This window comes from Prosthecobacter sp. (assembly GCF_044227185.1).
In the GTDB taxonomy this organism is placed as follows: Bacteria; Verrucomicrobiota; Verrucomicrobiia; order Verrucomicrobiales; family Verrucomicrobiaceae; genus Prosthecobacter.
Genome location: NZ_JBGAFO010000004.1, coordinates 399,328 through 425,677, shown reverse-complemented (window position 1 = coordinate 425,677; position 26,350 = coordinate 399,328). Strand labels below are relative to the sequence as shown.

Here is a 26,350-nt window from a genome sequence, read left to right as displayed (position 1 = left end):
ATGGTCATCCAGGTGCCAAGGATGCGCATCCGGTGTGGGTTGTCAGTTGCGCTGGTGCTCGGCCAGTCTGCTGGATAGGATTCATTTTATGCCTGCCCAACCCAAAATCGTCCAGCTCGTGGCCAGCGGTGACCTGCGCCTTTCCGCCAATCAAACCTGCTGGCCCGCTCAGGCCGCCATGGAGAAAGCCCTGGCGGCTGCTCTGAAAGCCGAGGGCTGGAAGATCAAGCGCGCGCATGCGGTTGATCCCGTGAAGAAGCACGGGTTCATTGATTCGCAGCGCATGGGCATCGAGGTGTTTCGTGGCATCGACTCCGACGCCCCCCTGATCGTGGCGGAGGCCGTGTGGCAGTACTCCCATCATTTGCTGGCCGGTCTGACCACGCATCGTGGGCCGATTTTGACCGTGGCGAACTGGAGCGGCCAGTGGCCCGGCCTGGTGGGAATGCTGAACCTGAACGGCTCCCTGACCAAGGCAGGCGTGAAATACTCCACACTGTGGAGCGAGGACTTCACCGACGCGTTTTTCAAAACGAAACTCAAACAGTGGCTCAAGACAGGCCGCATCACTCACGACCTCAGTCATGCCCGCAAGCTGGAGAAGGTGAAGGTGCCCGCCAAGGCGGCAGATGTGGGCAAAAAACTGGCTGCCACGCTCCGCGCAGAGAAAGCCATCATGGGCATCTTCGACGAGGGCTGCATGGGAATGTACAACGCCATCATCCCCGACCACGCGCTGCACGCCTGCGGTGTGTTCAAGGAGCGGCTGAGCCAGTCGGCACTTTATCATGAGACGCTGCAGGTGAGCGATGCGGACGCCCAGGCCATCCACACGTGGCTGGAGAAGAAAGGCATGACCCTTCATTTGGGCAAAGATCATGCCACTGAGCTCACACGCGAGCAGGTGCGCCTGCAGTGCAAGATGTACGCCGCAGCCCTGCGCATCGCGGATGACTTTGGCTGTAACTCCATCGGCATTCAGTATCAGCAGGGCTTGAAGGATCTGCTGCCAGCGAGCGACCTCGTCGAAGGCATGCTCAACAACTCCGACCGCCCGCCGGTCAAATCCCGCGATGGCAGGCGCACCCTCTGGGCAGGACAGCCGCTGCTGCACTTCAATGAGGTGGATGAATGCGCCGGTCTCGACGGCATGCTGACCCAGCGCGTGCACCGTGCGCTGCAGCAGCCGGTGGAAAACACCCTCCACGATGTGCGCTGGGGCGAGACCTTTGGTGGCGACTATGTGTGGGTTTTCCTCATCAGCGGTGCTGCGCCTCCCGCGCATTTTGTAGGAGGGTGGAAAGGTGCCGAGGGCTTCCGTCAGCCCGCCATGTATTTCCCCAATGGCGGCTCCACACTGCGTGGCAACTCCAAGCCGGGCGAGATCATCTGGTCGCGCATCTATGTGCAGAATGAGTCGCTGCACATGGACATCGGCCGCGGCTGCGTGGTTGCCCTTCCTCCTGAGGAAACAGAACGCCGCTGGCAGCTCACCACGCCGCAGTGGCCGATCATGAGCGCCGTGACCTATGGCGTGAGCCGGGACCAGTTCATGGCCAAGCACCAGGCCAATCACGTGCAAGTGGCCTATGCCAATGACGCCAAATCTGCCAACGACTGCCTCTTTGCCAAGGCCGCCATGGCCCGCGCCCTGGGAATCCAGGTGAATGTGTGCGGCGCCCTGTCACGTTGATCTCTTTCCCTTTTCCTCTCATGAAGTTTCTCCAACCACTCCTGCTGGCTTGTCTCTGCAGCCAGGCTTTGGCGGCCGACGGCCTCACCGCGCTCAAATACAACAACCCCGGCCTCGTCGTTGATCTCGGTGTCGGCCTGTGGGCCTGGCCTCTGCCCATGGATTTTGATGGCGATGGCGACCTCGACCTCGTGGTGAACTGTCCGGACAAGCCCTACAATGGCACCTACTTTTTTGAGAACGCCAGCGGCGACATCGCGAAAAACAAGATGCCGGTGTTCAAGCCCGCCAGGCGCATCAGTGCCGGAAAGCAGAATGTGCAGGTCAGCTATGTGGACGGAAAGCCTGTCGTTCTGTCTCCTGGCCGTGAGTATCCCGACTTCCTGAAAACCGGGCTCGAAAATGAGAAGAAGCTTCCGGTGGATGCCAAGGTGCATCCCAACAAGATCCGCGCCGACATGTGGCGCATGGTGGACTATGACGGTGATGGCAATCAGGACCTCATCGTCGGCGTGGGCGACTGGACCGAGTACGGCTGGGACAATGCCTACAATGAGAACGGCCGCTGGATGAACGGCCCCATCCGCGGCTATGTGTATATGCTGCGCAACACTGGCACCACGGACAAGCCCGCCTACGACAAGCCAAAGAAGCTCATGGCCACCGACCGGCCGGTGGAAACCTTCGGCTGGCCTTCGCCCAACATGGCCGACTTTGATCGCGATGGCGACCTGGACCTGCTCTGCGGCGAGTTTCTCGACGGCTTCACCTATTTCCAAAACACCGGCACCCGTACGCAGCCGAAGTATGCGCTGGGCGTTCGCCTGAAGGCGGACACCGGCCGCTACCTCACCATGGATCTGGAAATGATCACGCCCACCGCCATCGACTGGGACAAGGACGGCGATCTCGATTTGATCTGCGGCGATGAAGACGGTCGCGTGGCCTTCATTGAAAACACCGGCAAATTTGATGCCAAAGTGCCGGTGTATGCCGAGCCACGCTACTTCCAGCAGGAGGCCGATCAGGTGAAATTTGGTGCGCTGGCCACACCCGTTGGTTTCGACTGGGACGGCGATGGCGACATGGACATCATCTGCGGCAACACCGCGGGCTATGTGGGCTTCATCGAAAACCTCAGCGGCAAAGGCGTGGAGCAGCCCAAGTGGGCGGCACCGGTGCGTCTCGAAGCCGGGGGCAAGGTCATCCGCCCCATGGCCGGACCAAATGGTTCCATCCAGGGCCCTTGCGAGGCCAAGTGGGGCTACACCACGCAGACCGTCGCCGACTGGGATGGCGATGGCCTGCCGGACCTCATGCTGAACTCCATTCTCGGCAAAGTCGTGTGGTACAAAAACATCGGCACACGCTCAAAGCCAAAGCTGGCCGCCGCACAGCCCGTCGAGGTGGAGTGGGACGGCCCGCAGCCCACGCTGGCCTACGGCTGGCTGCGCCCCGAAGGCAAGGCCCTGCTCACCCAATGGCGCACCACGCCAGTGGCTGTGGACTGGAACAAGGACGGCCTGACCGATCTCGTGATGCTCGATCAGGAAGGCTATCTGGCCTTCTTTGAGCGGGCGAAACAGAAGGGCAAGCTGGTGCTCAAGCACCCGAAGCGCGTTCTCTGCGCCGCGCAGGATGCCAAGGCAGCGGGCCAGGCTGAAGTGAAGGTCAAGACCCCTGTGGCCATGAAGCCCGGGGAGCCCCTGCGTCTCAATGGCGGCATCGCGGGTAAAAGCGGACGCCGCAAGATCTGCATCATGGACTGGGACCAGGACGGAAAGCTGGATATTCTCCTCAACTCCGCCAACGCCAACTTCCTCCGCCAGACCTCCAGCAGCGATGGCAAATGGTTCTTCGCAGACATGGGCCTTCTGATCGACACCAATATCGAAGGCCACGACGTCAGCCCCACCACCGTTGATTTCAATGCCGACGGCCTGCCAGACTTCGTCGGAGGCGCGGAGGACGGGCATCTTTATTATCTGAAGAATCCGAAGGCGAAATGACGTGGTGCTTGCATCAAAGATAGAGAAGAGCGATCTCGGTGGTCAATGAATCACAAATACCATTGCAAGAAGTGTGGTGTGGGAATTCCAGAGATCGCATGGAGTGGTCCGCCTGAGTATTGCAAGAGATGCCATCCGGACAGCCACTGGATCACTCCAGAGACGCTCCAAAAACTTTACGCCGTACCTTCAGGCTACCGAAAGCTTGTTGAACTGGATATTTTGGATGATCTGCCGATGTGCGGAGATGTGTTCATTTTCCGGGCGGACCGGCTTTTTTACCAGCGTGAGCTGTTTGAAGTGTTGAGCGACAATCCGCATCTGCAACCATTCGCGAAGACCAGCGGGGGCGATACTTGGTGCTGGACGGCGTTTCGCCAGGAAAGTGGCAAAGACTCGGAAATCCTGCGCATCGAGAATTCACTCGGCAGAGTTATCCTGTATGCTTCCTCGTTTGAGGGCTTCATGTATAGAACCGCGATGGAGGAGGCGGTGGCCCGTTTGCGGGCTAAAGAACGGGAAGAAGTGCGGGCAAAAATTGCTGAGATGGCTGCGCAGCTTCGCCTCATCGGGGGCATCCCTTTTGCTGAGAGCCTGGAACTGATTGTCAAAAGCTCAACCAGCTCCGGGACTGAAGACTTCAGTTTCATTACAGAGGCCCAGTTCATGGAAAATCTGATGCATTTTCTAGGCAGCCAATATGTCGATGAAAATGAATACTTGGGCCATGTGGAACGTGAATTCGAGTTCTTAAAAACGGGAGCATGAAATCATGACCCTCTTCGAATTCCTCACCCTGGCCGCCGTGGGCTGCACCTCCGGGGCGATCAACGCTGTTGCGGGTGGCGGAACCTTGCTCACGTTCCCAGTGCTGCTTATGTGCGGCACACCGCCTGTGCTGGCCAATGCGACGAGTACCGTGGGGCTTGTGATCGGCACGGCGGGAAGCATCGTGGGTTTTCGTGGTCATTTGAAGGCGATCCGTTCGAAGCTGGTTCAGTTCGTGCCGATCTGCCTTGTTGGCGCGGCAATCGGGAGCTGGCTGCTCACTCGGACGAGTGACGATCAGTTCTCCAAGCTCATTCCCTTTCTGGTTCTGTTCGCCACGGTTCTGTTTTTTCTTCAGGGTTTCCTTCGCAAATCTGCCACCGCGGCCAAATCGCAGGCGTTGTGGTTTTCTCTCGCCCTCCAGCTTCCGGTGGCGATTTACGGTGCGTTCTTTGGTGCGGGCATCGGTATCCTGATGCTCGCCTCGTTTGGCTTCATGGGGATGACGAACATCCACGAGATGAATGCGCTCAAGAACCTGCTCGGATCGCTGATCAACATCATTGCGGCTGTATGGTTCATCGTTGTCGGCCTGGTGAACTGGCCGCAGGCCCTGGCTCTGACGGCCGGAGCGCTGATCGGCTATTACTTCGGCGCGCATTATTCCCAGCGGATTTCTCCTCAGAAAGTGCGACACGTCATCACAGCCATCGGTTTCATCATCTCTGCTGTGATGTTCTGGAAGCAGTTCGGGTGACAAGCGCGAGTCTGAAGCTGAATGCGTATTATATAGCATGAAAACCAGCATTTTACCGATTTATATCCTGTGCCTCATGGCGCCCGCCTGCTCCCTTGTCACGGTTCCGGTCAAGACGGCAGGCAAAATCGTCACGACCACCGTGTCCACCACCGGCAAGGTTGTCACCGCCCCTTTCGACGCCGTCGGCAGAAGCAAGGAAAAGAAAGAAGCGAAGAAGGAGCAGGAGAAAGAACTTAAAGCAGAACGCGAGGCTGCCAGCGAGACCCGATAGACGGGAAAGGCGCCTGACGTGCTCCGGAAACTCCCGCATGACCTGCCGTTGGCGGAGACTTTGGCCTCTTCACCTGCCTGTGTCGGGCCGCTTCTTTCGCAGTCGTGCTCAGCGTGTCGCGGGAGTTTCCTGAAGAATTTGGGAAGTTGGGGGCGGGGCGCCGTTTTTGATCTGGGACGCCCCACTGAAATACCACACCAAACTAGGGATCAGCAACAGCAGGAACAATGCGAGAAGGACGATGAGCGCAACTGCACAGCCGATGCGCTGATGTTTGAACAGAAGGCGGATCAACCAGATCAGGCCGCCCACAATCAGTGCCAGCACGATGAATTGCAGGCCAAAAAGCAGGGCGCTGATTCTGAACTGCCTCTGAGGAGTGATCACAGGTGAATGGGGGCTGGCACGAAGAGGAAGCTCAAGTTTCACCGGCTGGCCCAGCAGGCGGCAGATATCAACGCTTTTACCCGTTTGCGTTTGCGCGGAGGCCAGGGTGGTCGTGAGCAGCTCGTCACGGACGTGAGTGAAACTGCCCGCCACCTCGCTGGTCTTCCCAGAGCCCCCGATTTGTGTGTGAATGCGGAGTGATTCGTCTTTGATCCGGAAGACCTCGATTTGCACCTGCAGCTCATGCACGTGTCCGGCCTGATTCCAGTGCAGGTGGTCGGACTGCATGCCGTTCACATGATGGATGCGTGCCTCGATGGGCGCATGAGCGCTCACGTTCCAACGGATGTTCAGCGTGGAGTCGCTCTGACTGTGCGAGCCCGTGATGGTCACCCACTCCGGAAATCCTGCAGGCGCGACATAGGTCGTTCCCTGGCGCAGCACGAACAGGGCCGTGAGAACTCCGGCGCACACAGCGCCCGTGATGACCAGGAACCTCCCGCGCCCGCGCATGATCCGTCCGAAAGGGACCACTGCAATGGACCCTCCTGCGATCAAACCACCCGCGATCAAATAGAAGAGCGCAATTCGCTGCTGCTCATCGGCCTGCTTCAAATGTGCGGCTTGATTCAGAGCATTCTCCGCCTGCTGGGTCTTGATTTGCAGTGCCTGCCTCAGGGCGTTCAGGCGTTCCACTTCGGCCTGGTTGTTTTGTTTTCGAGCGGCTTCGATATCGTGAAACGTGGCCGCCACCTCGGCTTTCAAAATCTCGAGCTGTTCCGCGGCCGCATGACGTGCCTGGAGGTGTTTGCGGGCATTGGGGGTGACGCCGAAATCATCGATGGCCTCGTTCAAAACGGTGGCTCCCATCAGCAATGCAACGCCGAGCGCCATCCCGAGCGCCCCCAGCCACCTGCGTCTTTTTGTGGCCGCCGTGTCAGGATTTTTAGCCACCACTCCGGCCAGCTTTGTACGAAACTCTGCCGCCGTCGCAAAGCGCAGCTCCGGCCTCGTTTCGAGGGCCCGAAGCACGACTTCGTCCAGGCGCACGTCGATCTGCACGTGTTTGGAAGGCGGTTCGAGCTTGTCCTTCGGCAGCTCCCCAGTGAGGAGTTCATAAAGGATGACACCGAGCGAGTAGATGTCCGCACGGTGGTCCACCTGGCGTGCTTCTTCACGCTGCTCCGGGGCGGCATAGGCCGGAGTGCCGAAAGGCTGGGACAAGGCCTCCCCGCCTTTTTCCGCCGGAGAGCCGATCATCTTCGCGATGCCGAAGTCGGCGATCTTCACCCGTCCTGCCTTGTCCAGCAGCAGGTTCTCCGGCTTGATGTCGCGATGCACGATGCCGTGCTCGTGCGCGTACTGCAGCGCATCACAGATGGGCGGCACGATGGCCAGCGCCTGCTCCGGGGTGAAGCGGCCCGCCTGCATGGCCTGGCGCAGGTTCACTCCGTCCACGAACTCCATGAGGAGAAAGAAGAATCCGCCCGCCTGACCGAAGTCGTGAATCGTGACGATGTGCGGATGATTCAGCGCCGCGAGTGCCTGCGCCTCCTTTTCAAAACGTGCGGCAAACTTCGCATCATCCGCGCGCTCCGGCGCCAGCAGCTTGAGGGCGACGATGCGGTTGAGCGTTTTCTGCCGCGCCTTGTAAACCACCCCCATGCCGCCGCGGCCCAGGCACTCGATGATTTCGAGCTGCGGGAAGTGCGGCGCCAGTTCCTCGGGCGTCAGGGTGGCTTTGGGCGGTACGGGCACCGCTTCAGGCGGCATCGTTTCCGTCACAAAATTCAAGGCGGCGAGGCAGCGCGGGCACAGGCCTTGGGGGGCGTCAGGCGGTGGTTCGGCACCGCAGCGGGGGCAGGGGGTGGAGTTGGAATTCATGGCTTCCATGAGTAGTTCAGGGGTGGCGCCGGCTTGTTACAAGGCATTTTCGATCACACGCCTCCCAGCACGGCGATCACGTGGCGCATCTCGGCTTCCACGTCCTCGCCGTCGGCCAGAGTCGCGGTGATGTTTTCACGAAACAATTCACGGAAGCGTTTCCGCAGGCGGTGCACGGCCACGCGCGCAGCCCCCTCGCTGGCGCCTGTCTTCGCCGCCAGTTCCGCGTAGGAAATGCTGGCTCGGTCCAGCGTCAGGCAGTGCTTCATCACGGCAAAATCGGCAGCCTTTCCCGCCGCTGAAAACTCCGCCTCCACAGCGCTCAGCGTCTGCTCCAGCAGCGTCATGGCCCAGCGTCTTTCAAACATGGCGTCAGGCGGCAGGGCAGGCTCTCCGGCAAACCGCCGCTCCGCGTCCTGGGCATCCAGCGGCACGTGCGTGATGTTTCCCCCGCGTTTTCGCGCGGCGCTTTTGTGCCATTCGTTGATGAGAAAGCGCTTCATCGCCACCAGCAGAAAGGTGCGGAAGCGCCCGTGCTCAGGGCCAGCGGAGCGCAGCCAGTCCTTCTCCACCAGCCGCGCAAAAAACTCCTGCGTCAGGTCTTGTGAATCGTGCGGGGTGTGGCCGTCGCGCCGCACATACGCGTAAAGCGGGTACCAGTAGCTGCGGCAAAGCACTTCCAGCGCCTGCCTGGAGTCCTCCTGCTTTGCCGCCAGTACGACGGACCAGCGCGTGGTGGCAAACAGCGGAGAGGGTGGCGTGCTGGCAGGCATCTTGGAGGCGTTCTTCAGGAAACGCAGCCCGCTGTTACATGCAAATCACACCAGTTGCCAGGGGCCGCGCATGGGGCGCGTCAGCATCGCGGAGGCCTCCGCGTCGTCCAGAACCTGCTCCTTCGCAGGATCCCATCGCAGCCTGGCGCGGTTCAGCCGCAGGCCGATGTTGGCCAGGTGCGCGATGGTGATGCTGCGATGCGCGTACTCAATGGGCGCGGCGGTTTTGGCACCGTTCTGAATGGCGTCGATGAAGTTGCGGAAGTGGTCTTTGCTTTCGTAGAGGCGCACATCGCTTTCAGCCAGCGGCGTGCGCAGGGAGTCGGGCTTGATCTCCAGCTTTCCGCGCATGCTGAGGATGCTGCCGTTTTCGCCTTCATACATGATGCCGGAGCCAAAGTCCTGCTTGTCCGCCACACGCACGGTGGTGCCGTCTTCGTAGCGATAGGCAAAGGAGAAATTGGGGGCGGTGGAGTAAAGGCTGCCGGGCGCGGGCCATGTGGCCTTGAGGTCGAAAAACTCCACGGGACCGCTTTCGTCCTGATTCAGCGCCCACTGCACGATGTCGAAATGATGCGCGCCGAAGTCGGTGACGTTGCCGCCGGAGTAGTCGAAGAACCAGCGCCAGTTGGAGTGCAGGCGTGCCGGGCAGAAGGGAGCGTCGGGAGCAGGGCCGAGCCAGAAGTCGTAATTCAGGCCTTCCGGCACCGGTGTGGGTGCTGTTTGCGAGGCGCAGCCGTTGTTGTCGCGGTTGTCGCTCGCCAGGCCCACGCGGATTTGCTTCAGTTTGCCGATCCTGCCATTGCGCACGTACTCGCAGGCCATGCGGAAGTGAATGTCGCTGCGCTGCTGGCTGCCCGTCTGCCACACGACTTTGCTGTCGCGCACCACATCACTCATGAAGCGGCCTTGCGCCACAGTGAGGCTCAGCGGCTTCTCGCAGTAGATGTTTTTTCCCGCCCGCGCCGCGGCCACGGCCATCAGCGCATGCCAGTGGTCCGGCGTGGCGATCTGCACGGCATCCACATCCTTCCGCGCCAGCACCTCCCTGAAATCTTCATGCACGGCACAGCCCTTGGTGCCATAGGATTTGTCCACCAGCCGTCGTGCCGGCTCGCGGCCCAGCGTCCCGGCTTTTTTGATGATGCCCTTGTTGTAGCGGTCGGACTCGCGCTCCACATCGCACACGGCGATCACCTGCACGCGCTCATCCTGCAGAAAGTTTTTCACCACATCCGTGCCGCGTCCACCGCAGCCGATTAGCGCCAGCGTGGTGCGGTTTGAGGGAGCCACCGCTCCATTTTTTCCCAGAGCGGATCCGGGGATGATCATGGGAAAACCCAGCGCAGCTCCGGCGGCGGAACATTGCTGAAGAAACTGGCGGCGTGATGCGAGGCTCATGAACGATTCATAACGTCAGGAAGATGCCGGATTCTTCATCCGCCTTGCCTCTTGCCATTTCCTCTCCGGGAGGCTCATTGCAGCGACATTTTGGACCCCGTCAAACGCGCCCCCAAACCCCGCGGCGTGAAGAAGGCTGCGCACCGCCAGCCGCCACCCCCTTCCGGGCGTGCGCGGGGGGATGCGCTCGGTCTGGTGGATCTGGCGCTGAAGGCCTCCGCGTTTCAGCAAAAGCTCGCACAGACACCCATCGTGCTTGATCACGTCACGCCGCAGGCCTTCGGTTTTGCCGCGGCGCTGCTGGTGCGGCATGCGGAAAGGGCCCTGCCCGGGCGGCGCTTGTGGATTCTCTGCGCGGATGTGAAAACGCAGGATCATGTGCATGCCGAGCTCGGCGTGTGGCAGTGCCCCGCGCTCTACTTCCCGCGCCTCGGCCAGGTGGTGAACGATGCATTGATCGATCCCGAACTGCTCGCCGAGCGCGCAGGCGTGCTCGGCCGCATGATGGAGGACGATGCGCCGGTGATGGTGCTTTGCGCGGACAGTCTGGACGAGCCCGCACCCGCCCTGGCCGAAATCTCCAGCCAGCGCCGTACGCTTTCCGTGGGCGCGAAGCTGGACGTTGAGCACCTGCTGCAGGATCTGGCCGAGGCAGGCTACGAGCGCGTGCCTGTCGTCACGGAGCGCGGCCAGTTCGCACGCCGCGGCGGCATCGTGGACTTCTTCTCCTGGCAGGCGGAGGAACCGCTGCGCCTGGAATTTTTCGATGACGAGATCGAGTCCATCCGCGCCTTCGATCTGCACAACCAGTCCTCCATCCGGCGGCTGGAAAGCGTGGGCGTCATTCTACAGATGAATGAAAATGCGGAGGAGGCCTCGCGCGTGCGCGAGCATCTGCATCCGGATGACGTCATCGTCGCCATCGAGTGTGAAGCGGACAAGGCCCATGCCCGCATCCTCAGCGGCGCCGCGTCGGCGGAGGGCATGGAGGATTACTCGGCGGCCATTCATGAGAATCCGCTCGGTGTCTTCGACGCCTCCGACTTCGTGCTGCACGAGGCGCGGCGCGAGCACTTCGCCCGCCAGATCCGCGAATGGCACGAGGCCGGCTGGCGCTCCGTCATCTTCTTCCACAATGAGGCCGAGCGCGAGCGCTTCACCGAGCTGCAGAGCGGCTTGCCGGCCTCGCTCGAAACCAAGCTGGGCCTTCTCTACCGCGGTTTCACCGTGCCTGCGGCCAAGCTGGCGGTGCTGACCGGCGCGGAAATTTTCGGCCGCCACCAGCAGATCCGCCGCGTGCGTGGCTCGAAGCTCGATGAGGCCGAAGTGCTGCGCAAAGCACGCGATGTCATGCGCGACCTGCGCGAAGGCGACATCGTCGTGCACGCGGAGCACGGCGTGGCACGTTTCGGCGGCATTGAGGTGCGTGATTCCGGCAAACGCGAGGAGGTGCTGGTGCTGCACTATGCCGAAGGCGCAAAGCTCTTTGTGCCCGTGGCCCACACCCATCTGGTCACGCGTTATGTCGGTGTCGGTGGCAAGGCGCCCGCCTTGAGCAAGCTCAGCGAAGCGCGCTGGCAGAAGACGCGCAAAAACGCGGAGAAAAGCGTGGAGGATTTCGCCGCGCGCATGCTCAGCGTGGCGGCGGAGCGCCAGACGCTGAAAGCCTACTCGCACCAGCCAGACACCAAATGGCAGGTCGAATTTGAGGAGTCCTTCTTGTACCACGAGACGCCGGACCAGCTCCGCAGCGTGGAGGAGATCAAGCGCGACATGGAGGCCGAAAAACCCATGGACCGCCTGCTTTGCGCGGATGTGGGTTTTGGCAAAACCGAGGTCGCCATCCGTGCTGCCTTCAAGGCCGTCATGGGCGGGCGGCAGGTGGCCGTGCTCGTGCCCACCACCGTGCTGGCCCGGCAGCACTGGGAAAACATCCGCCAGCGCATGAGCGAGTTTCCCGTGTCCGTGGAAATGCTCTGCCGCCTCACGCCGGCGAACCGCGAACGCGAAATCCTGCGGGGCATCACGGAGGGCACGGTGGACATCGTGGTTGGCACGCACCGCGTCATTTCCAAGGATGTGCGCTTCAAAAACCTCGGCCTTGCCGTGATCGATGAGGAGCAGCGCTTCGGCGTGAAGCACAAGGAAAAGTTCAAGGAGCTCTTCCGCCTGGTGGACGTGCTCACGCTCAGCGCCACCCCCATCCCCCGGACTCTGTACCTCGCGCTCATGGGCATGCGCGACATGAGCACCATCGAAACGCCCCCGCCCAACAAGCAGGCGGTGCAGACGATGATCTGCCCCTACGACGAGCGCACCATCAGGCAGGCCGTGGACGCGGAGATCGAGCGGGGCGGCCAGGTCTTCTTTCTGCACAACCGCGTGATGACCATCGAAAAAGTCGCGCAGCGTATCCGCGATCTGTGCCCGAAAGCCCGCGTCATCATCGGCCACGGCCAGATGGACAGCGAGCTACTGGAGGATGTGATGCACACCTTTGTGGATGGCGGGGCCGATGTCCTCGTCTGCACCACCATCATCGAAAGCGGCGTGGATATTCCCAATGCCAACACCATCATCATCGACCGCGCCGACCGCTTCGGCCTCGCGGATCTTTACCAGCTCCGCGGCCGTGTCGGTCGCGGTGGTGTGCAGGCCTATGCGTATCTGCTGCTGCCGCAGGATGCCGTGACTGCGGGCGATGCGCGGAAGCGGGTGAACGCCATCAAGCAATATGCCGGCCTCGGCAGCGGCTTCAAAATCGCCCTGCGCGACCTCGAGATCCGCGGCGCGGGTAATCTTCTCGGCACCGAGCAGAGCGGCCACATCGCCGCCGTCGGGTTCGATTTGTACTGCCAGATGCTCAAGCAAAGCGTGGCACGCATGCAGGGCCGTCGTGTGTCACGCCCGGTGGAGGTGGGGCTGCGCACGGATTTCCTCGTCATGAACGAAGCCATGATGGTGCAGGCGGAAAAAGGCGCCACGCCGGCCTTCATCCCCTCCACCTTCATCGAAGACCTGAAGCTGCGCATCACCGCCTACCGCCAGGTGGGAGAGATCATGACGCGCAAGGAGCTCGAGGAGCTGGAGTCGCAGTGGCGCGATCAGTTCGGCGAAAAACTCCCCCATGCCGTGCAGAACCTCCTCACCTGCGCCGCCATCCGCCTCGCCGCCGCGCACGCCGGCATCAGCGACGTCGAGATCAAGGAGCGCAAGCTCATGCTCACCCGCAACGGCAAGTTCGTCATGATCCAGGGGAAGTTCCCCCGTCTCAGCTCCCGCGAGGGGTTCAAGCAGCTCGCGGAGGCTCTTGAGATGCTGCGCACGCTGTGATCAGCTGTTTTTCGAAAGCTCGGTGTCGAACAGCTTCTGCGCCGTGGCATCCCCCAGTTCATAGAGCTGCCTGAGCCTTCCCGGAAACAGCGGCGAAGGCCGTGCGTGGTTCGTGTGGATGATGGTGAGCTTTTTGCCGTGCAGCCGCGCCAGTTCGATGCGGTCGTTCAAAATCTGGCGGTTCATGGCGGCGTGAGTTGCGGCAATGGTGGCCATCAGGCGGTGCAGGGGCAGCACCGGCGGCTTTCTCGGCGGCTGTACGATGCGGTGGATGATGATGTGGTCGATGCCGTCGTCCGTGAACCACGGGTCCACCGGCGACTCGTGAGAGACGCCGCCGTCCGTGCACATGCGGCCATCGAACTCCAGCGGGGTGAAAAGCATCGGCACGCAGGAGCTGGCCGCCATCGCCGTGGCCAGTGATCCGCTGCGCACGAAGAGGGTTTCGTGGTTTGAGAGATCACTTAGCGCGATGAGGAGCCGCGGATCTGACAGAGACTCGATGGTGCGTGTGCCGACGACGGATTCAAAGTGGGCCACAGCGCCCCTCGGATCGAAAAAGCCGGGATGACGATGGCGCAGGCTGTTCACAAACTGATGCCAGATCCAGATCGTGCGCCGGGCAAAGGACAGGTACAGGCGCGGGCTGAGCACCGCCTCCCGGATGGCCTCCTGCGCCAGACCCGCGGCGTATAAGCCAGCCGTGATGGCCCCGGCCGAGGAGCCCCCGACGGCCACCGGGCGAACACCCAGCGCATGCAGTCGCGCCAGAAAGCCCGCATGCGTGGCATAGCCCATGAAGGAGGCGCCGAGAGAGATGGCGATGCGCGGGGGGGTGCTCATGCGCACTGGGCCTCCGGTGCGGTGATGGCGGCATGCCGGGCGCGCAGAAACATCACACCGCCGATGACGCCCCAGAACAGGCTGAAAAGCCACCCTGCCAGGGAGGCGGAAACGCCCACAGCCTCCGGCACCCTGGCCAGCCCAGCGAGCAGCGCCTCAAAGGTGCGCTCCCGCACGCCCAGTCCGGAGATGGAGACGGGCAGGGACGCCGCCGCGTCCACGATGGGCATGGCCGTCAGCACATCCAGCACCGGCGCCGCGCCGCCCACCGCGCGCAGGCCGCAGTAAAAGCACATGAAAAACGAAGCATGCATGCCGGTGGACACCACCATGGCGGACAGCGTGCGCTTCCACAGCAGCGCAGCCACCTCATGCACCCGTGTCAGGCGTTCGATCACGCGTTCCAGCCTTGGACTGCCCATGGTGCGGGGGAAGGTGCGCCGTCCCCAGGCCAGCAGGGCTGGGGTGAATGAAACCCAGCCCGCCAGCAGGCCCAGGAGCGCCACGCCGACATACATGGCGTATCCGGTGATCAGCATGCGCAGGTCGTGGCCGATCTCATGCCAGTGGGAGGCCCGCACCATCATGCAGACGGTAAACAAAACCGCCACGGAGATGAGTCCCGTGAGGTGGTCCAGCACAATGGAGACACTCACCGGCATGGCCTGCCCGGGAAGGCGCCGGGAAAGGGACATGATCTTGTAGGCGTCCCCGCCCACCACGCCGACAGAGCTGATGTTGAAAAAAGCGCTGATGATTTCCGTGCGCAGCAGCACCAGGAACGGCAGATCAGGCACCTGGCCTCGCAGAATGATCCACCAGCGCAGCGCGGTCAGAACCTGCGAGAGAAACACAAAGGTGATCCCGGCCACAGTCCACGGCCAGTTCGTCACCAGCGCGCCGAGGCGGGGTGCGATGTCCGCGATGAGATCATGCTCCCGAAACAGCAGCGCGAGCAGCACACCACTGATGACCAGACGCAGGGTGATGGAGAGGAAGCGTTTCAAAACGCAGGGCTGGGGGCCGTAGAATTATGCCGCCGCTTTCTGGTCCACGGCCTGGGCGATCGTGTTGACGCTGTGCAGGATGCGCTTCGCCTGGTCCTGGTCGGCCATCTTGAAGCCGAAGTGCTTCTCGATCATCACCACCAGCTGCAGGGCATCCACGGAGTCCAGACCCACGCCTGCGGGACCAAAGAGGGGGGTGTCATCGCCGATTTCATCCGCGGTCATGTCGAGCATGAGTTCGCTGATCATAAGTTCTTTGAGGCGCTGGCGGGTCGGCATGCAGGGGATACGTTTCGTAGGGTGCGGAGGGGAGGCTAAAGGAGCCCACCGTCGATTTTCAGTGTCGAGCCAGTGATATAGCTCGCATCCGGGCTCGCAAGGAAGAAAACAGCCGCCGCGATCTCCTCGGGCCGGGCAAAACGCCGCATGGGAAGCTGCATTTTCAGGACTTTCAGGTGCTCCGGCGTCCAGTCGGCGGGCAGGCCGCCCTCAATATACCCCGGGCAGACCGCATTCACCGTGATGCCCATGCGGGCGGATTCCTTGGCCAGGCTCTGCGTCATCCCGATCACCCCGGCCTTGGCCGCGGCATAGTTGGTCTGCCCGGCGGGCGAGGAGATGGCGCTGAGCGAGGCGATGTTCACAATCCGCCCCTGCCGCTCCCGCATCATTCCCGGCAGCACCGCCTGGCAGCCGTGGAAGACGGCGTTCAGGTTCGCATCCAGCACCCGCGACCACTGGTCCTGCGGCATGTTTGCCAGCAGCGCGTCTTCATGAAAGCCGGCATTGTTGATGAGGACGCCGGGAGGAGCGGCTTTGGATGCGATTTCGGTCACTGCGGCCTTCCATTCGTCCGGAGAGGTGACTTCGAGTGTAATTAAATGCGCACGATCCGAAAATCTCCCGGCCAGCTCCCGCGCCCGCTCCCGCTTCGCCCGCACCCCCAGAAACACCTGGCAGTCTTCTTCCCGTTTCAGAAAGAATTCGGCCATGGCCAGGCCCAGCGCGCCGTTCGCACCGGTGATCAAAATACTGCGACTCATCGGGGAGCTTTGCCGTTCATCAGCGGGAGTTTCAAGTCACTTCAGCTCTCCGCTCCACACCTGCGGAGATCTCACTCCCGGCCGCGCCTCGCCGCCGGGGATCACGATTTGCCCCTTCCAGAGAACCGCATTGGTCGTGACGAGTGAAAAGGGCACTTCGCCGGCCTGGCTCCAGGCCTGCGTCTTCACATCATAGACCAGGATCGACTGCGGAAACCCCGGGTGCTTCTCCTTCGGCATGAAGTTGACGTTGGCACCGTCGTCACCGCCGATGATGTAAATCTTCGAATCAACCACTGGTGCCGGGTTCGGAGCCGCCACGGCCACGCGAGGCATGTCGGGCAGTTTCCTCCAGCCCTTTGCCGCTTCGTAGGCCCAGGCGTCGCTTAGCCATTCGCGCTCCGGCTTGCCGTCCTTGTCTGCATGCAGCGCCGCGCCGCTGAAGAGGTGCACCACGCCCCCCGCCGCCGCCATGCAGCCCAGGATGCGCGGCCTGCCGGGGCAGGGGGGCAGCTCCTGCCACTGCGCGCCGGACTTGTTCAAATCGAGCGACCAAAAGATGTTCATCGCGCCCGTGGCCGTCGGGGTTTCGATGCCGCCGGCGATGTAGATGACGCCCTCGCTCTCGCAGCCGCACATGAAAGCGCAGGGCTTCGGCAGCGGCGGCAGCGGGGCATTTTTCTGCACCCAAAACACCTCCTGGAAATGCTCCGTCGCATTGCCACCGCCGAGGATGATCCAGCCCTGAGGCGTCGTGAGGCTCACCCCATACCCGTTGGGCTTGGGCAGTTTTCCCGCCACCCGCCAGGCGCCGTCCGGCTTCTCCAGCGCAAAGAGCGTGTCATACCACAGCTTCGTGCCGCCTTCCCAGGGCATCTTGTCGCGAAAATGCGTTCCGCCGGCGACCATCAGCGTGCCATCCACCACCCCGGCAAAGGAACCCGCAAAGCCCCGGGCATCAGGCAAAGACGGCAGTTGGGACCATGACGAATCGGCGGCGGAAGCGGTGAAAGTGAGGGACATGAGGCAGAGCAGCGGACGGAGCATGGCCCGCACATAACGCAGCTTTGATGATAGTTCCGGCACATTGAGTGCTTATTTTGCCCACACTCATGCTCACCCTCTCCGGCAAATCTCACGGCAAGCTCTGCGACGGCGTCTCGCGTCGCGACTTCCTGCGCATCGGCGGTCTCGCCATGGGCGGGCTGTCCCTGCCGGAACTGCTCAAGGCGGAAGCCGAGGCGCGCACGGGCCGCAGCTTCAAGTCCGTCATCATGATCTACATGTGCGGCGCGCCGCCGCACCAGGACATGTATGATTTGAAGATGGACGCCCCGCTGGAGATCCGTGGCCCCTACAAGCCCATCAAGACCGCCGTCCCCGGCATCCACATTTCCGAGCACGCACCGCGTCTGGCCAAAATCATGGACAAGCTGGTGCCCATCCGCAGCATGTACGGCTCCCCGAACGGCGCGCATGACAGCTTCATCTGCTACACCGGCAAGCCCCCGCCTCCGAACGGCGGCGCAGCGCCCGTGGGCCGTCTTTCTGATCCGCCTTCCTTTGGCTCCGTCGTTTCGCGGCTCAAGGGCCAGGCCGATCCCGCGATGCCCGCCTTTGTCGGCCTCGCCCCGAAAGCCGGCCATCCGCCCTACGGTTCTCCCGGCCATCCCGGCTACTGCGGCAACACCCATGCTGCCTTCCGGCCCAATGGTGCTGGGATGGACGACCTCCAGCTCAACGGCATCACGCTGGATCGCCTGGAGGACCGCCGTTCTCTGCTCACCGGGTTTGACTCCTTCCGCCGCGAACTCGATGCCAGCGGCCTCGTCGGCAGCATGGACGCCTTCAATCAGCAGGCGCTCAATGTCCTGACCTCCAGCAAGCTTCTTACTGCGCTCGATCTGAGCAAGGAGACTGTCAAAACCCGTGAGCGCTACGGCAAAGGCGATCCCAAAAACTACGGCGACGGCGCTCCGCTCAATCTCGAGCACTTCCTGCTGGCCCGCCGTCTCGTGGAGGCCGGCGCCCGCGTGGTCACGCTGAACTTTGGCCGCTGGGATTTCCACGACAACAATTACCCGCAGCTCCTGCGCCATCTGCCACTCTTCGATCAGGGCATGAGCGCCCTTGTGGAAGATCTGCATGAGCGCGGACTCGACAAAGATGTGGCAGTCGTCGCCTGGGGCGAGTTTGGCCGCACCCCCATCGTTAATAAAGACGGTGGCCGCGACCACTGGCCGCGCGTCGGCGGTGCCTTGCTGGCTGGCGGCGGATTGCGCACGGGCCAGGTCATCGGCGCCACGGACAAGCTCGGCGGTGAACCCACCGAGCGCCCCGTGCATTTCGGCGAAGTCTTCGCCACGCTCTACAAGCACATGGGGATCGACACCGTGAAGACCACGCTCAACGATCTGACCGGCCGCCCGCAGTATCTTGTCGATGGCTGGTCGCCGATGCCGGAGCTGATTTGAGCCCGCGCTGAAAAGAACACCTCTGGAAAGTCCTCGTCTCCCTGCGGCGTACTTGAACGCGCATGTCATGGTCGCATCCAGCACATCCCGTCTCCCGCCGTGAAGTCATTCAGGCGGGCGCGGTCGGCTTGCTGGGGCTCGGCATGAATCACCTCAGCGCCCTGCAGGCCATGACGGCCGCCACGCAGCCGGCGCGCGCCAAGTCGGTTATCTACATCTTCCTCTCCGGCGGGCTCGCGCAGCATGAGAGCTTTGACATGAAGCCGGACGCCCCCATGGAGATCCGCGGGGAGTTCAAACCCATCCGCACGCGCACGCCGGGCCTGCACATCTGCGAGCACCTGCCCAATCTGGCGCGCATTTCGGAAAAGTGGTCGCTCGTCCGTTCGCTCACGCATGGCAGCAGCGATCACTCGCTGGGCCATCACATCATGCTCACGGGGCGCACCGATGCGCCGCTCGGTTTTGACCCGAGCAAGCCGAAGAAGTCCGACCACCCCAGCATCGCCGCGCTGGCCACCGCGCTGCTGCCCCGGCGCAAAGACAACCTGCCCCCCGCCATCGTTTTGCCGGACAAGCTCGTGCATCGCGAAGGCCGCACGCTGGCCGGGCAGTTCGCGGGAACTCTCGGTGCGCAGCACGATCCCTGGTTCCTGGAGATGTCTCCCTACCACCCGAAGCACTACGGCGCTTATCCAAAATACCTCTTCCACCATGAGCGCGGTTTTGAAACCGACCCCGCGCTGAAGTTTCAGGCGCCGCATCTCTCCCTGCCGCAGGGACTGACGCTGGATCGTGTGATGGACCGCGTGTCCTTGCGTAACGCCCTCGAATCCCAGACGGATGACCTCACCGCGTTGGCGGGTGATGAAGCGTTCGATTCCACCCGCCAGGCCGCCATCGGCCTGCTGGGGAACCGCAAGGTGCATGATGCCTTCAGCCTGGAAAAAGTGGATCCCAAAATGCTCGACCGCTACGGCCGCCACAGCTTCGGCTGGTCGCTCCTCATGGCCCGCCGGCTGGTGCAAAGCGGCGTGCGCATGGTGCAGGTGAACCTGGGAAACAACGAGACCTGGGACACGCACCAGGCCGCCTGGGGAAATCTGAAAAACTACCTGCTGCCGCCGATGGACCAAGCCGTGAGCGCTCTGATTGAAGACCTCGATGCCAGCGGCCAGCTCGATGAAACGCTCATCGTCATGGGTGGCGAATTTGGCCGCACCCCCAAAATCAAGAGCATCTCCGCCAAGGCCCTGCCCGGACGCGACCACTGGGGCCATGCTCAAAGCATCCTCCTCGCCGGCGGTGGCATCAAGGGTGGCCGTGTCATTGGTGAGACAGACAAGCAGGGTGGCTATCCCGTCAGCGACGCTCAGACCCCCGAGAACCTCGCCGCCACCATTTACGAAGCCCTCGGCCTGCCTCGCGAGACGATCTGGAAAGACTTCACCAGCCGGCCGCACACCCTCTACATGGGCTCGCCGATCGGCGGTCTCACCTAGTGCCGCCGGCTTTACGCAAAGCCGAGCAGCTTCTTCAGCCCGTCGATCACCTTCTGCTCGTCTTTGCTGATCTTGGAGCCCAGGCCAAGGAAGCCGCCGCCTTCCGCCTCGGCGGTCTTGACCGCGATTGCCAGCGCGACCCTCCGGTAGAGATCGAACTCTTCCGCGGTAAATTTGGCGGCGGCGAGAACGACAGCCTCAGCCACCATTCTTGGGGGATGAGCGCCGCGGGCGGTGACGGCAGGCCACAGCACATGCATGCGGTCTGGAATGCGGGCCGCCGCCTTGAGGATGAGACTGGTCGGCACCCCTTCAGCCACCGCCTGAATGATGCTGGCAAAGGTCTGGCATTCCTTGTCGCCCACATGGCCGTCCGCAGCCGCCACCAGCAGGAAACTGGCCACGAGCCCCATGCTGAGCACGTCCCACTCTGGTTCCGGCAGCCCGCCGCCGTCAATCTCCACATCCTGCCCCTGCATCAGCGCCATGATGCTCGTGAGCGTGTCGCGCGCCATGGGCGGCGAGCCCTCGGTCACCAGGGCGGCGGCCATGTTTTGAATGTGCCGGTTGAAAGCCGTCTGCTCAGAAGCATCCAGTTTCTGCATCACCAGGGCGTGGCCTTGCACGAACACAGGCTTGGGGCGTTCCGCGAACTGGATCTCTGCAAACACGAGCCAGAAAAGCTGGTCGAAATAACGCAGCAGCGCATGCGCCGCGCAGGCCTCCATGCCGGGAGTGTAGCCTTCCATCAGGCACTGTTTGAGGGCCGCCTTGCGCGCCTCTCCCAGCTCTCCGCCATGGCAGCCGCTCATTGCTGCATGCAGACAGCCGAAAACTGCGGACAGCTGCCGCAGCTCGGCCTCAGAAAAGCGCTGCAGCGCGGGATCAACGCCAGGCCAGTAGGTGGTGACCTGGAGCCCGTCCGTGTAGCGCTCGTTGTTTTTGCCGTAGGGCATGAACTGGAACAGCTCCGCCATCTGGTCGGCCACCGCGACGCGTTCCGGCACGGGGTTGCCATGGTCGTCGCGCACAGCCGCCGCTGCGACACGCCCAAGGTGCAGAACGAACTGCAGCTTGTCCGAGGGCGTCAGCTGCTCCGACATTGCCGCCTGAATTTGCTCGATCACGGGCGCTGAATCCTGCGCCTGGGTCAGCTCGCCGTAGAGCCTCTGAAAGTGAATGGCAAGGTGCTGCAGCGCATCGGTATAGACAGAGATGCGTGCGTTTGGTGCGCCTGAAGCCTCCACGTGCTCGTTGAAACGGGTTGAATCGACCGCCGTCGGCCCCGCGTTGACGCCCACGATTGCGAGATGAACAAACAAAGGTGCCTTGGCGAGGGTGTCCAGTTGAGGGGTGCTCATGTGAAAGTCGGAAAAGGAAGAGCGCTTGTTATCACGTCCCGTTCCTCTCTGTCACGTCCTTTCCTCTAATGAAACTAACAGTTGCTGTGGCGCTATGACGGACACGGCGGCGCTCCGCGTCTTCAAACACGCTTGAGCTTGCTCCAGCCTTCGGCGGGCAGTCGCGGCAGACCCCGCCACTTCGGCACCTGTGCGAGGGTGTGCTCCATCAAATCCGCGCACTGTTCGGCGATCGTCACCAGCGTGTCCCGCATGCCCGCGCTTTCGGCCATTTGTATCATGGCCTCATGCTCCAGCCCGCCGCTCACGCGTTTCGCCTCCTCGCTGTTTCGCTGGACCACGCGCAGCACATCCTCGGTATGGTGCGGCAGCCACCGGCGGTTTTCGTTCAGCACGGCGCTTAGCAGCGGCTGCAGCTCCGGCTTCCATCCTTGATCAAACAGCTTCGCCAGTTCGCCACGCTTTTCTCCGATGCGCATGTAGTGCGGCTGAATCGCCTCCACGGGCGTCGCTGCCATGTCTTGGAAAGTTTTCACCCAGTCGATGCCCAGCTCTCCGCCAATGATGTGGAAGGTGAACTGATCCTGCACGATGCGGTTTCGCGGCGTATAGACACCATCCAGTAAATGCATGCGGATGCCGGGCTGCACGGACTTGATCAAGGAGTCGCCGACAATGTGCACCATCCAGCCCAGCGCGTAGGCCAGGCCGCGTTCGGAGCTCATGTCGTCGCGGATCGCCCGTGCGCAGTAGTCCGCCAGATGGTCCCAAGGCACGTGCAGATCCGCCTCCGGCTTGGCCCAGCCGAACACCAGATGCGCCCGGCCGTAAAACAGCTCGTGAATCTCCTTGGGCCGGTATCGCCGCCCCGCATGCTCCAGCGTCCACGGCTTCACCGCCCCGCCGGTGATGGGACTTTTTTCCAGCGGCACCGTGCCAAAGCCCACTTCGCGCCCGGTGTCCACGCAGATGGCTTCCGGCATCACCTGGATGTCGCAGCCCAGATAAGCGCCGCAGAGGTAGCTCGGCAGATGTCGTTCAATGATCGGCGTCACGGGCAGGCCGCGCCCTTTCGCGGCTTTCGCCGCGAGGATGCCATACATCGTGTGTCCGATCAGTCCGCTCATCGTTTGAACCAAACGCTTCAGTTTTGGCCTGTCTGGCAAGAGTCCGGCACCTCGCATCGTAGGTTTCGCGGCCCTTCCACCAGCCATGCTCAATCTCTACTCACATCCCAGCGGCGGCTACTGCGATGGTGTGTCACGTCGAAACTTCCTCAAGATCGGCGGGCTCGCCATGGGCGGGCTGTCTTTGAATGACGTGCTGCGCGCCGAGTCCGCGCAGCAGACGGGCAGATCGCACAAGGCGGTGATCATGATCTTCCTGCCCGGCGGGCCGTCGCATCAGGACATGTTTGACATGAAGCCGGACGCGCCGTCTGAAGTGCGTGGCGAGTTCAAGCCCATCTCCACCAATGTCCCCGGCATCCAGATCTGCGAGCACCTGCCGCGTCTCGCAAAGATGATGGACAAGTGCACGCTCATCCGCTCGCTGGCGGACTGCGATTCGCGCCACGACGCCTTTCAGTGCCTCACCGGCCGCAACTCCAAGCAGCAGCCTCCCGGCGGCTGGCCCTCGCTCGGCTCCGTCGTCTCGCGTTTGCAGGGAAGCGCCAACCCCGCCATGCCGCCCTTCGTCGGCCTCGCGCCAAAGATGGGCCACATGGAGTGGGCGCGCACCGGAGAGCCCGGCTTTCTGGGCGTCGGCCATGCGCCTTTCCAGCCCAACCGCGGCGGTGGCACGGAGGACATGGCGCTCCATGGCGTCACTCTGGATCGCCTGCGTGATCGCAAGTCCCTGCTCTCCAGCTTTGACAATCTTCGGCGTGATCTCGACGCCTCCGGCCTGATGGGCGGCGTGGATGTGTTCAATGAGCAGGCGCTCAATGTGCTCACAAGTCCGAAGCTTCTCCACGCCCTCGATTTAAGCCGTGAAGACCCGCGCATCGTCGAACGCTACGGCAAAGGCGAAAACCGCAATCGCGATGATGGAGGCCCGCGCTTGCCCGAACACTTCCTCGCCGCCCGCCGTCTGGTGGAGGCTGGCGCGCGCGTGGTCACGCTCGCCTTCAGCCGCTGGGACTACCACTCCAACAACTTCGGTCAGTTGCGCGAAGACCTGCCTCTTCTCGACAGCGGACTCACTGCACTGATCTCGGATCTCCACGAACGAGGGATGGACAAGGATGTCTCCGTCGTCGTCTGGGGTGAATTTGGCCGCACTCCCATGATCAATCCCAAAGGCGGCCGCGACCACTGGCCGCGCGTGGCCTCCGCCCTCCTCGCCTGCGGCGGCATGCGCCACGGCCAGGTCATCGGCGCCACCGATAAACTGGCCGGCGAACCCACTGAGCGCCCCGTGGCCTTCGGCGAAGTCTTCGCCACGCTTTACAAGCAGATGGGCATCGACGTGACCAAGGCCACCCTCACGGACCTCACCGGCCGGCCCCAGTACTTGGTGGATGGGCACCTGCCCATGCCCGAGCTGGTTTGAGAAACGGTCAGACCATTCATCTTCGCAGACTTAGTTTGAGACGACAAAATATGCTTTCCTGCTGCGTAGGTTCTTGCTGTCATGAATCCGCCACGCTTCTTCCTCATCGCCGCCTTGTCCGCAGCTGCACCCTGTCTCGCGGCGGAGGCTCCGCGCCCGCTGAACTTTGCCAACGACATCGTGCCCATCCTCACCAAGGGCGGTTGCAACTCCGGCGGCTGCCACGGCAAGTCGGGCGGCCAGAACGGCTTCAAGCTCTCCCTGCTCGGCTTTGAGCCCCAGGAAGACTACGAGCACATCGTCAAGGAGGCGCGCGGACGCCGTGTGTTTCCGGCTTCGGCGGAGCAGAGCCTGCTGCTGACCAAAGGCACCGCCCAGCTTCCCCACGGCGGCGGCAAAAAGCTCGACCCCAGTTCAGAAGACTACGCCGACCTGGCGCGCTGGATCCGCGAGGGCATGCCCTACGGCAAGGACACAGATCCGAAGATGGCCAGCATCAGCGTGGAGCCTGCGAAGCTCACCATGCCGCTCAAAGGCGCGCAGCAGCTCAAGGTCACCGCTCATTACACCGACGGCAGCACCCGCGATGTCACCAAACGCGCCCTGTATGAGGCCAATGAAAAAGCCATGGCCGAAACCACGGAGACCGGCCGCGTGCAGCTCTTTGATCTCCCCGGTGATGTGGCCGTGATGGTCCGCTATCAGGGCAAGGTCTCCACCTTCCGCGCCACCGTGCCGCTCGGCGCTCCGGTGGAAAAACTGCCCGCCTCCCGCGGCTTTGTGGACGATCTCGTCTTCGCCAAGCTGAAGACCATCGGCATGCCGCCTTCAGACATCGCTGACGACGGCACCTTCATCCGCCGCGTCACGCTCGACATCGCCGGCCGTCTGCCCACCGCCGCGGAAATGAAGGACTTCATGGCCTCCAAAGATGCCGCCAAGCGCAGCGCTCTCATTGATCGTCTGCTCGACAGCCCGGACTACGCCGAATACTTCGCCAACAAGTGGAGCGCCCTCCTGCGCAACCAGCGCACCCAGCCCGTTTTCGCACGCGGCAGCTACCTTTTCTACTCCTGGATTCGCGACAGCATCGCGGACAACAAGCCCTACGATCAGTTCGTTCGTGAAGTCGTCTCCGCCTCCGGGGATCTTGATCAGAATCCCCCCGTTGCCTGGTATCGTCAGGTGAAGGAGATGAAGCAGCAGATGGAGGACGTGGCGCAGCTCTTCCTCGGCACGCGCATGCAGTGCGCGCAGTGCCATCATCATCCCTTTGAGAAGTGGAGCCAGCAGGACTACTACGGTTTCGCCGCCTTCTTCAGCAATGTCAGTCGCAAGCCCTCCACCTTTGTGGGCGAGGAGATGATCTTCAACAAACGCGGCACCGCTCAGACCACCAACATCCGCACCAAGGAGGCCGTCATGCCCACCAGTCTCGGCGGCCAGGCCCTGAAGCTGAAGCCCGAGCAGGATCCCCGTCTGGCCCTCGCTGAATGGATGAGCCAGAAGGAGAACCCGTTCTTCGCTCACACCCTGGTGAACCGTTACTGGAAGCACTTCTTCAATCGCGGCCTCGTCGAGCCCGAGGACGACATGCGCGAGACCAATCCGCCCGTGAATCCGGAGCTGCTCAGCGCCCTCGCAGGGGACTTCGTGAAGAGCGGCTACGACCTCAAGCACCTCATCCGCACCATCACCAATTCCACCACCTACCAGCTCAGCGCTGTTCCCAACGCGCACAATGCCCGGGACCGCCAGAACTTCAGCCGCTACTATCCGAAGCGCCTGAATGCTGAAGTCCTCTACGACTCCGTCAACACCCTGCTCGATGTGCAGACCGCCTTCGCTGGCCAGGCCCCCGGCACTCGTGCCGTCGCACTGCCGGACAACAGCTACAACCAGAGCACCTACTTCCTCAGCGTCTTTGGCCGCCCTGACTCCTCCAGTGCCTGCGAGTGCGAGCGCACGCAGGAGGCCAGCCTCGCCCAGAGCCTGCACCTGCTGAACGCCGCCGAAATCCAGACCCAGCTCTCCCGTGGCAATGGCCGCGCCGATACCCTCACCAAGGACACCCGCCCTGACGATGACAAGATCTCCGATCTCTACCACATCGCCCTCAGCCGCGACCCCAACGCCAACGAAATCAAATTCGCCCACACGCATCTCGATAAAAAAACGGCGGGCAAAACCGGGGATGAAGCCTTCAAAGGCAAGAAGGAGGCCTATGAAGACATCCTCTGGGCGCTGCTGAACACCAAGGAGTTCCTGTTCAATCACTAAGCTCCCCG

General features: G+C 62.4%; 20 protein-coding genes. 10 read left to right on the top strand and 10 right to left on the bottom strand.

All coding sequences use genetic code 11. The features are described from left to right. Positions 1–88: 88 nt before the first annotated feature. From ACILSQ_RS12285 to ACILSQ_RS12265, 5 genes are read left to right on the top strand one after another with little or no spacing between them, the layout of a single operon-like run. Positions 89–1,693: a fucose isomerase gene (locus ACILSQ_RS12285; protein WP_395743926.1), complete on the top strand. Its 1,605-nt coding sequence runs from the start codon at positions 89–91 to the stop codon at positions 1,691–1,693. Between the two features lie 20 nt (positions 1,694–1,713). Beyond that, positions 1,714–3,702, top strand: a complete 1,989-nt coding sequence (locus ACILSQ_RS12280) for an FG-GAP repeat domain-containing protein (protein ID WP_395743925.1) — start codon at positions 1,714–1,716, stop codon at positions 3,700–3,702. A gap of 45 nt (positions 3,703–3,747) precedes the next feature. Next, a complete protein-coding gene (locus ACILSQ_RS12275) occupies positions 3,748–4,470 on the top strand; it encodes a hypothetical protein (protein ID WP_395743924.1) in 723 nt (240 codons plus the stop codon). 4 nt (positions 4,471–4,474) lie between these two features. After that, positions 4,475–5,227: a sulfite exporter TauE/SafE family protein gene (locus tag ACILSQ_RS12270; protein WP_395743923.1), complete on the top strand. Its 753-nt coding sequence runs from the start codon at positions 4,475–4,477 to the stop codon at positions 5,225–5,227. Positions 5,228–5,264: 37 nt separating this feature from the next. Continuing rightward, positions 5,265–5,501, top strand: a complete 237-nt coding sequence (locus ACILSQ_RS12265; protein WP_395743922.1) for a hypothetical protein — start codon at positions 5,265–5,267, stop codon at positions 5,499–5,501. A 108-nt stretch (positions 5,502–5,609) separates the two neighbouring features. On the opposite strand, the gene ACILSQ_RS12260 is transcribed toward ACILSQ_RS12265, so the two are convergent. Genes ACILSQ_RS12260 through ACILSQ_RS12250 form a run of 3 tightly spaced genes read right to left on the bottom strand, consistent with a single transcriptional unit; the run spans position 5,610 to position 9,946 of the window. Continuing rightward, positions 5,610–7,772 (bottom strand): protein kinase domain-containing protein, encoded by a 2,163-nt coding sequence (locus ACILSQ_RS12260; RefSeq protein ID WP_395743921.1) that lies wholly within the window; start codon positions 7,770–7,772, stop codon positions 5,610–5,612. Between the two features lie 53 nt (positions 7,773–7,825). Continuing rightward, positions 7,826–8,545, bottom strand: a complete 720-nt coding sequence (locus ACILSQ_RS12255) for an RNA polymerase sigma factor (protein ID WP_395743920.1) — start codon at positions 8,543–8,545, stop codon at positions 7,826–7,828. 45 nt (positions 8,546–8,590) lie between these two features. Next, positions 8,591–9,946 (bottom strand): Gfo/Idh/MocA family protein, encoded by a 1,356-nt coding sequence (locus tag ACILSQ_RS12250; protein WP_395743919.1) that lies wholly within the window; start codon positions 9,944–9,946, stop codon positions 8,591–8,593. Between the two features lie 51 nt (positions 9,947–9,997). Between ACILSQ_RS12250 and mfd the strand changes: the two genes are divergently transcribed. Next, positions 9,998–13,279: a transcription-repair coupling factor gene (gene mfd / locus ACILSQ_RS12245; protein WP_395743918.1), complete on the top strand. Its 3,282-nt coding sequence runs from the start codon at positions 9,998–10,000 to the stop codon at positions 13,277–13,279. Here the strand turns inward: mfd and ACILSQ_RS12240 are convergent, their stop codons facing one another. From ACILSQ_RS12240 to ACILSQ_RS12220, 5 genes are read right to left on the bottom strand one after another with little or no spacing between them, the layout of a single operon-like run. Next, entirely contained in the window at positions 13,280–14,122 is an 843-nt protein-coding gene (locus tag ACILSQ_RS12240) for a patatin-like phospholipase family protein (RefSeq protein ID WP_395743917.1), read from the bottom strand. Beyond that, complete coding sequence (locus tag ACILSQ_RS12235; protein ID WP_395743916.1) at positions 14,119–15,129, bottom strand: YbhN family protein; 1,011 nt, start codon at positions 15,127–15,129, stop codon at positions 14,119–14,121. Before ACILSQ_RS12235 ends, ACILSQ_RS12240 begins: the two co-directional genes overlap by 4 nt. 24 nt (positions 15,130–15,153) lie before the next feature. Next, positions 15,154–15,408 carry a phosphopantetheine-binding protein gene (locus ACILSQ_RS12230; protein WP_395743915.1) on the bottom strand — a complete coding sequence of 85 codons (255 nt, stop codon included), beginning with the start codon at positions 15,406–15,408 and terminating at the stop codon, positions 15,154–15,156. Positions 15,409–15,443: 35 nt separating this feature from the next. Then, complete coding sequence (gene fabG / locus ACILSQ_RS12225) at positions 15,444–16,172, bottom strand: 3-oxoacyl-ACP reductase FabG (RefSeq protein ID WP_395743914.1); 729 nt, start codon at positions 16,170–16,172, stop codon at positions 15,444–15,446. A gap of 36 nt (positions 16,173–16,208) precedes the next feature. Continuing rightward, entirely contained in the window at positions 16,209–17,219 is a 1,011-nt protein-coding gene (locus ACILSQ_RS12220; RefSeq protein ID WP_395743913.1) for a galactose oxidase, read from the bottom strand. Positions 17,220–17,284: 65 nt separating this feature from the next. Between ACILSQ_RS12220 and ACILSQ_RS12215 the strand changes: the two genes are divergently transcribed. Both ACILSQ_RS12215 and ACILSQ_RS12210 read left to right on the top strand, forming a co-directional pair. Continuing rightward, entirely contained in the window at positions 17,285–18,646 is a 1,362-nt protein-coding gene (locus ACILSQ_RS12215) for a DUF1501 domain-containing protein (protein WP_395743912.1), read from the top strand. 62 nt (positions 18,647–18,708) lie between these two features. Continuing rightward, positions 18,709–20,148, top strand: a complete 1,440-nt coding sequence (locus tag ACILSQ_RS12210) for a DUF1501 domain-containing protein (protein WP_395743911.1) — start codon at positions 18,709–18,711, stop codon at positions 20,146–20,148. Between the two features lie 11 nt (positions 20,149–20,159). Here the strand turns inward: ACILSQ_RS12210 and ACILSQ_RS12205 are convergent, their stop codons facing one another. Continuing rightward, positions 20,160–21,509, bottom strand: coding sequence for a hypothetical protein (locus tag ACILSQ_RS12205; protein ID WP_395743910.1), 1,350 nt, complete (start codon positions 21,507–21,509; stop codon positions 20,160–20,162). 122 nt (positions 21,510–21,631) lie between these two features. Then, positions 21,632–22,636 carry a hypothetical protein gene (locus ACILSQ_RS12200; protein ID WP_395743909.1) on the bottom strand — a complete coding sequence of 335 codons (1,005 nt, stop codon included), beginning with the start codon at positions 22,634–22,636 and terminating at the stop codon, positions 21,632–21,634. Between the two features lie 85 nt (positions 22,637–22,721). Here ACILSQ_RS12200 and ACILSQ_RS12195 point away from each other — a divergent pair, with 85 nt between their 5' ends. Both ACILSQ_RS12195 and ACILSQ_RS12190 read left to right on the top strand, forming a co-directional pair. Then, positions 22,722–24,062 (top strand): DUF1501 domain-containing protein, encoded by a 1,341-nt coding sequence (locus tag ACILSQ_RS12195; RefSeq protein WP_395743908.1) that lies wholly within the window; start codon positions 22,722–22,724, stop codon positions 24,060–24,062. A gap of 81 nt (positions 24,063–24,143) precedes the next feature. Next, entirely contained in the window at positions 24,144–26,342 is a 2,199-nt protein-coding gene (locus ACILSQ_RS12190; RefSeq protein ID WP_395743907.1) for a DUF1549 domain-containing protein, read from the top strand. Positions 26,343–26,350 lie beyond the last annotated feature (8 nt).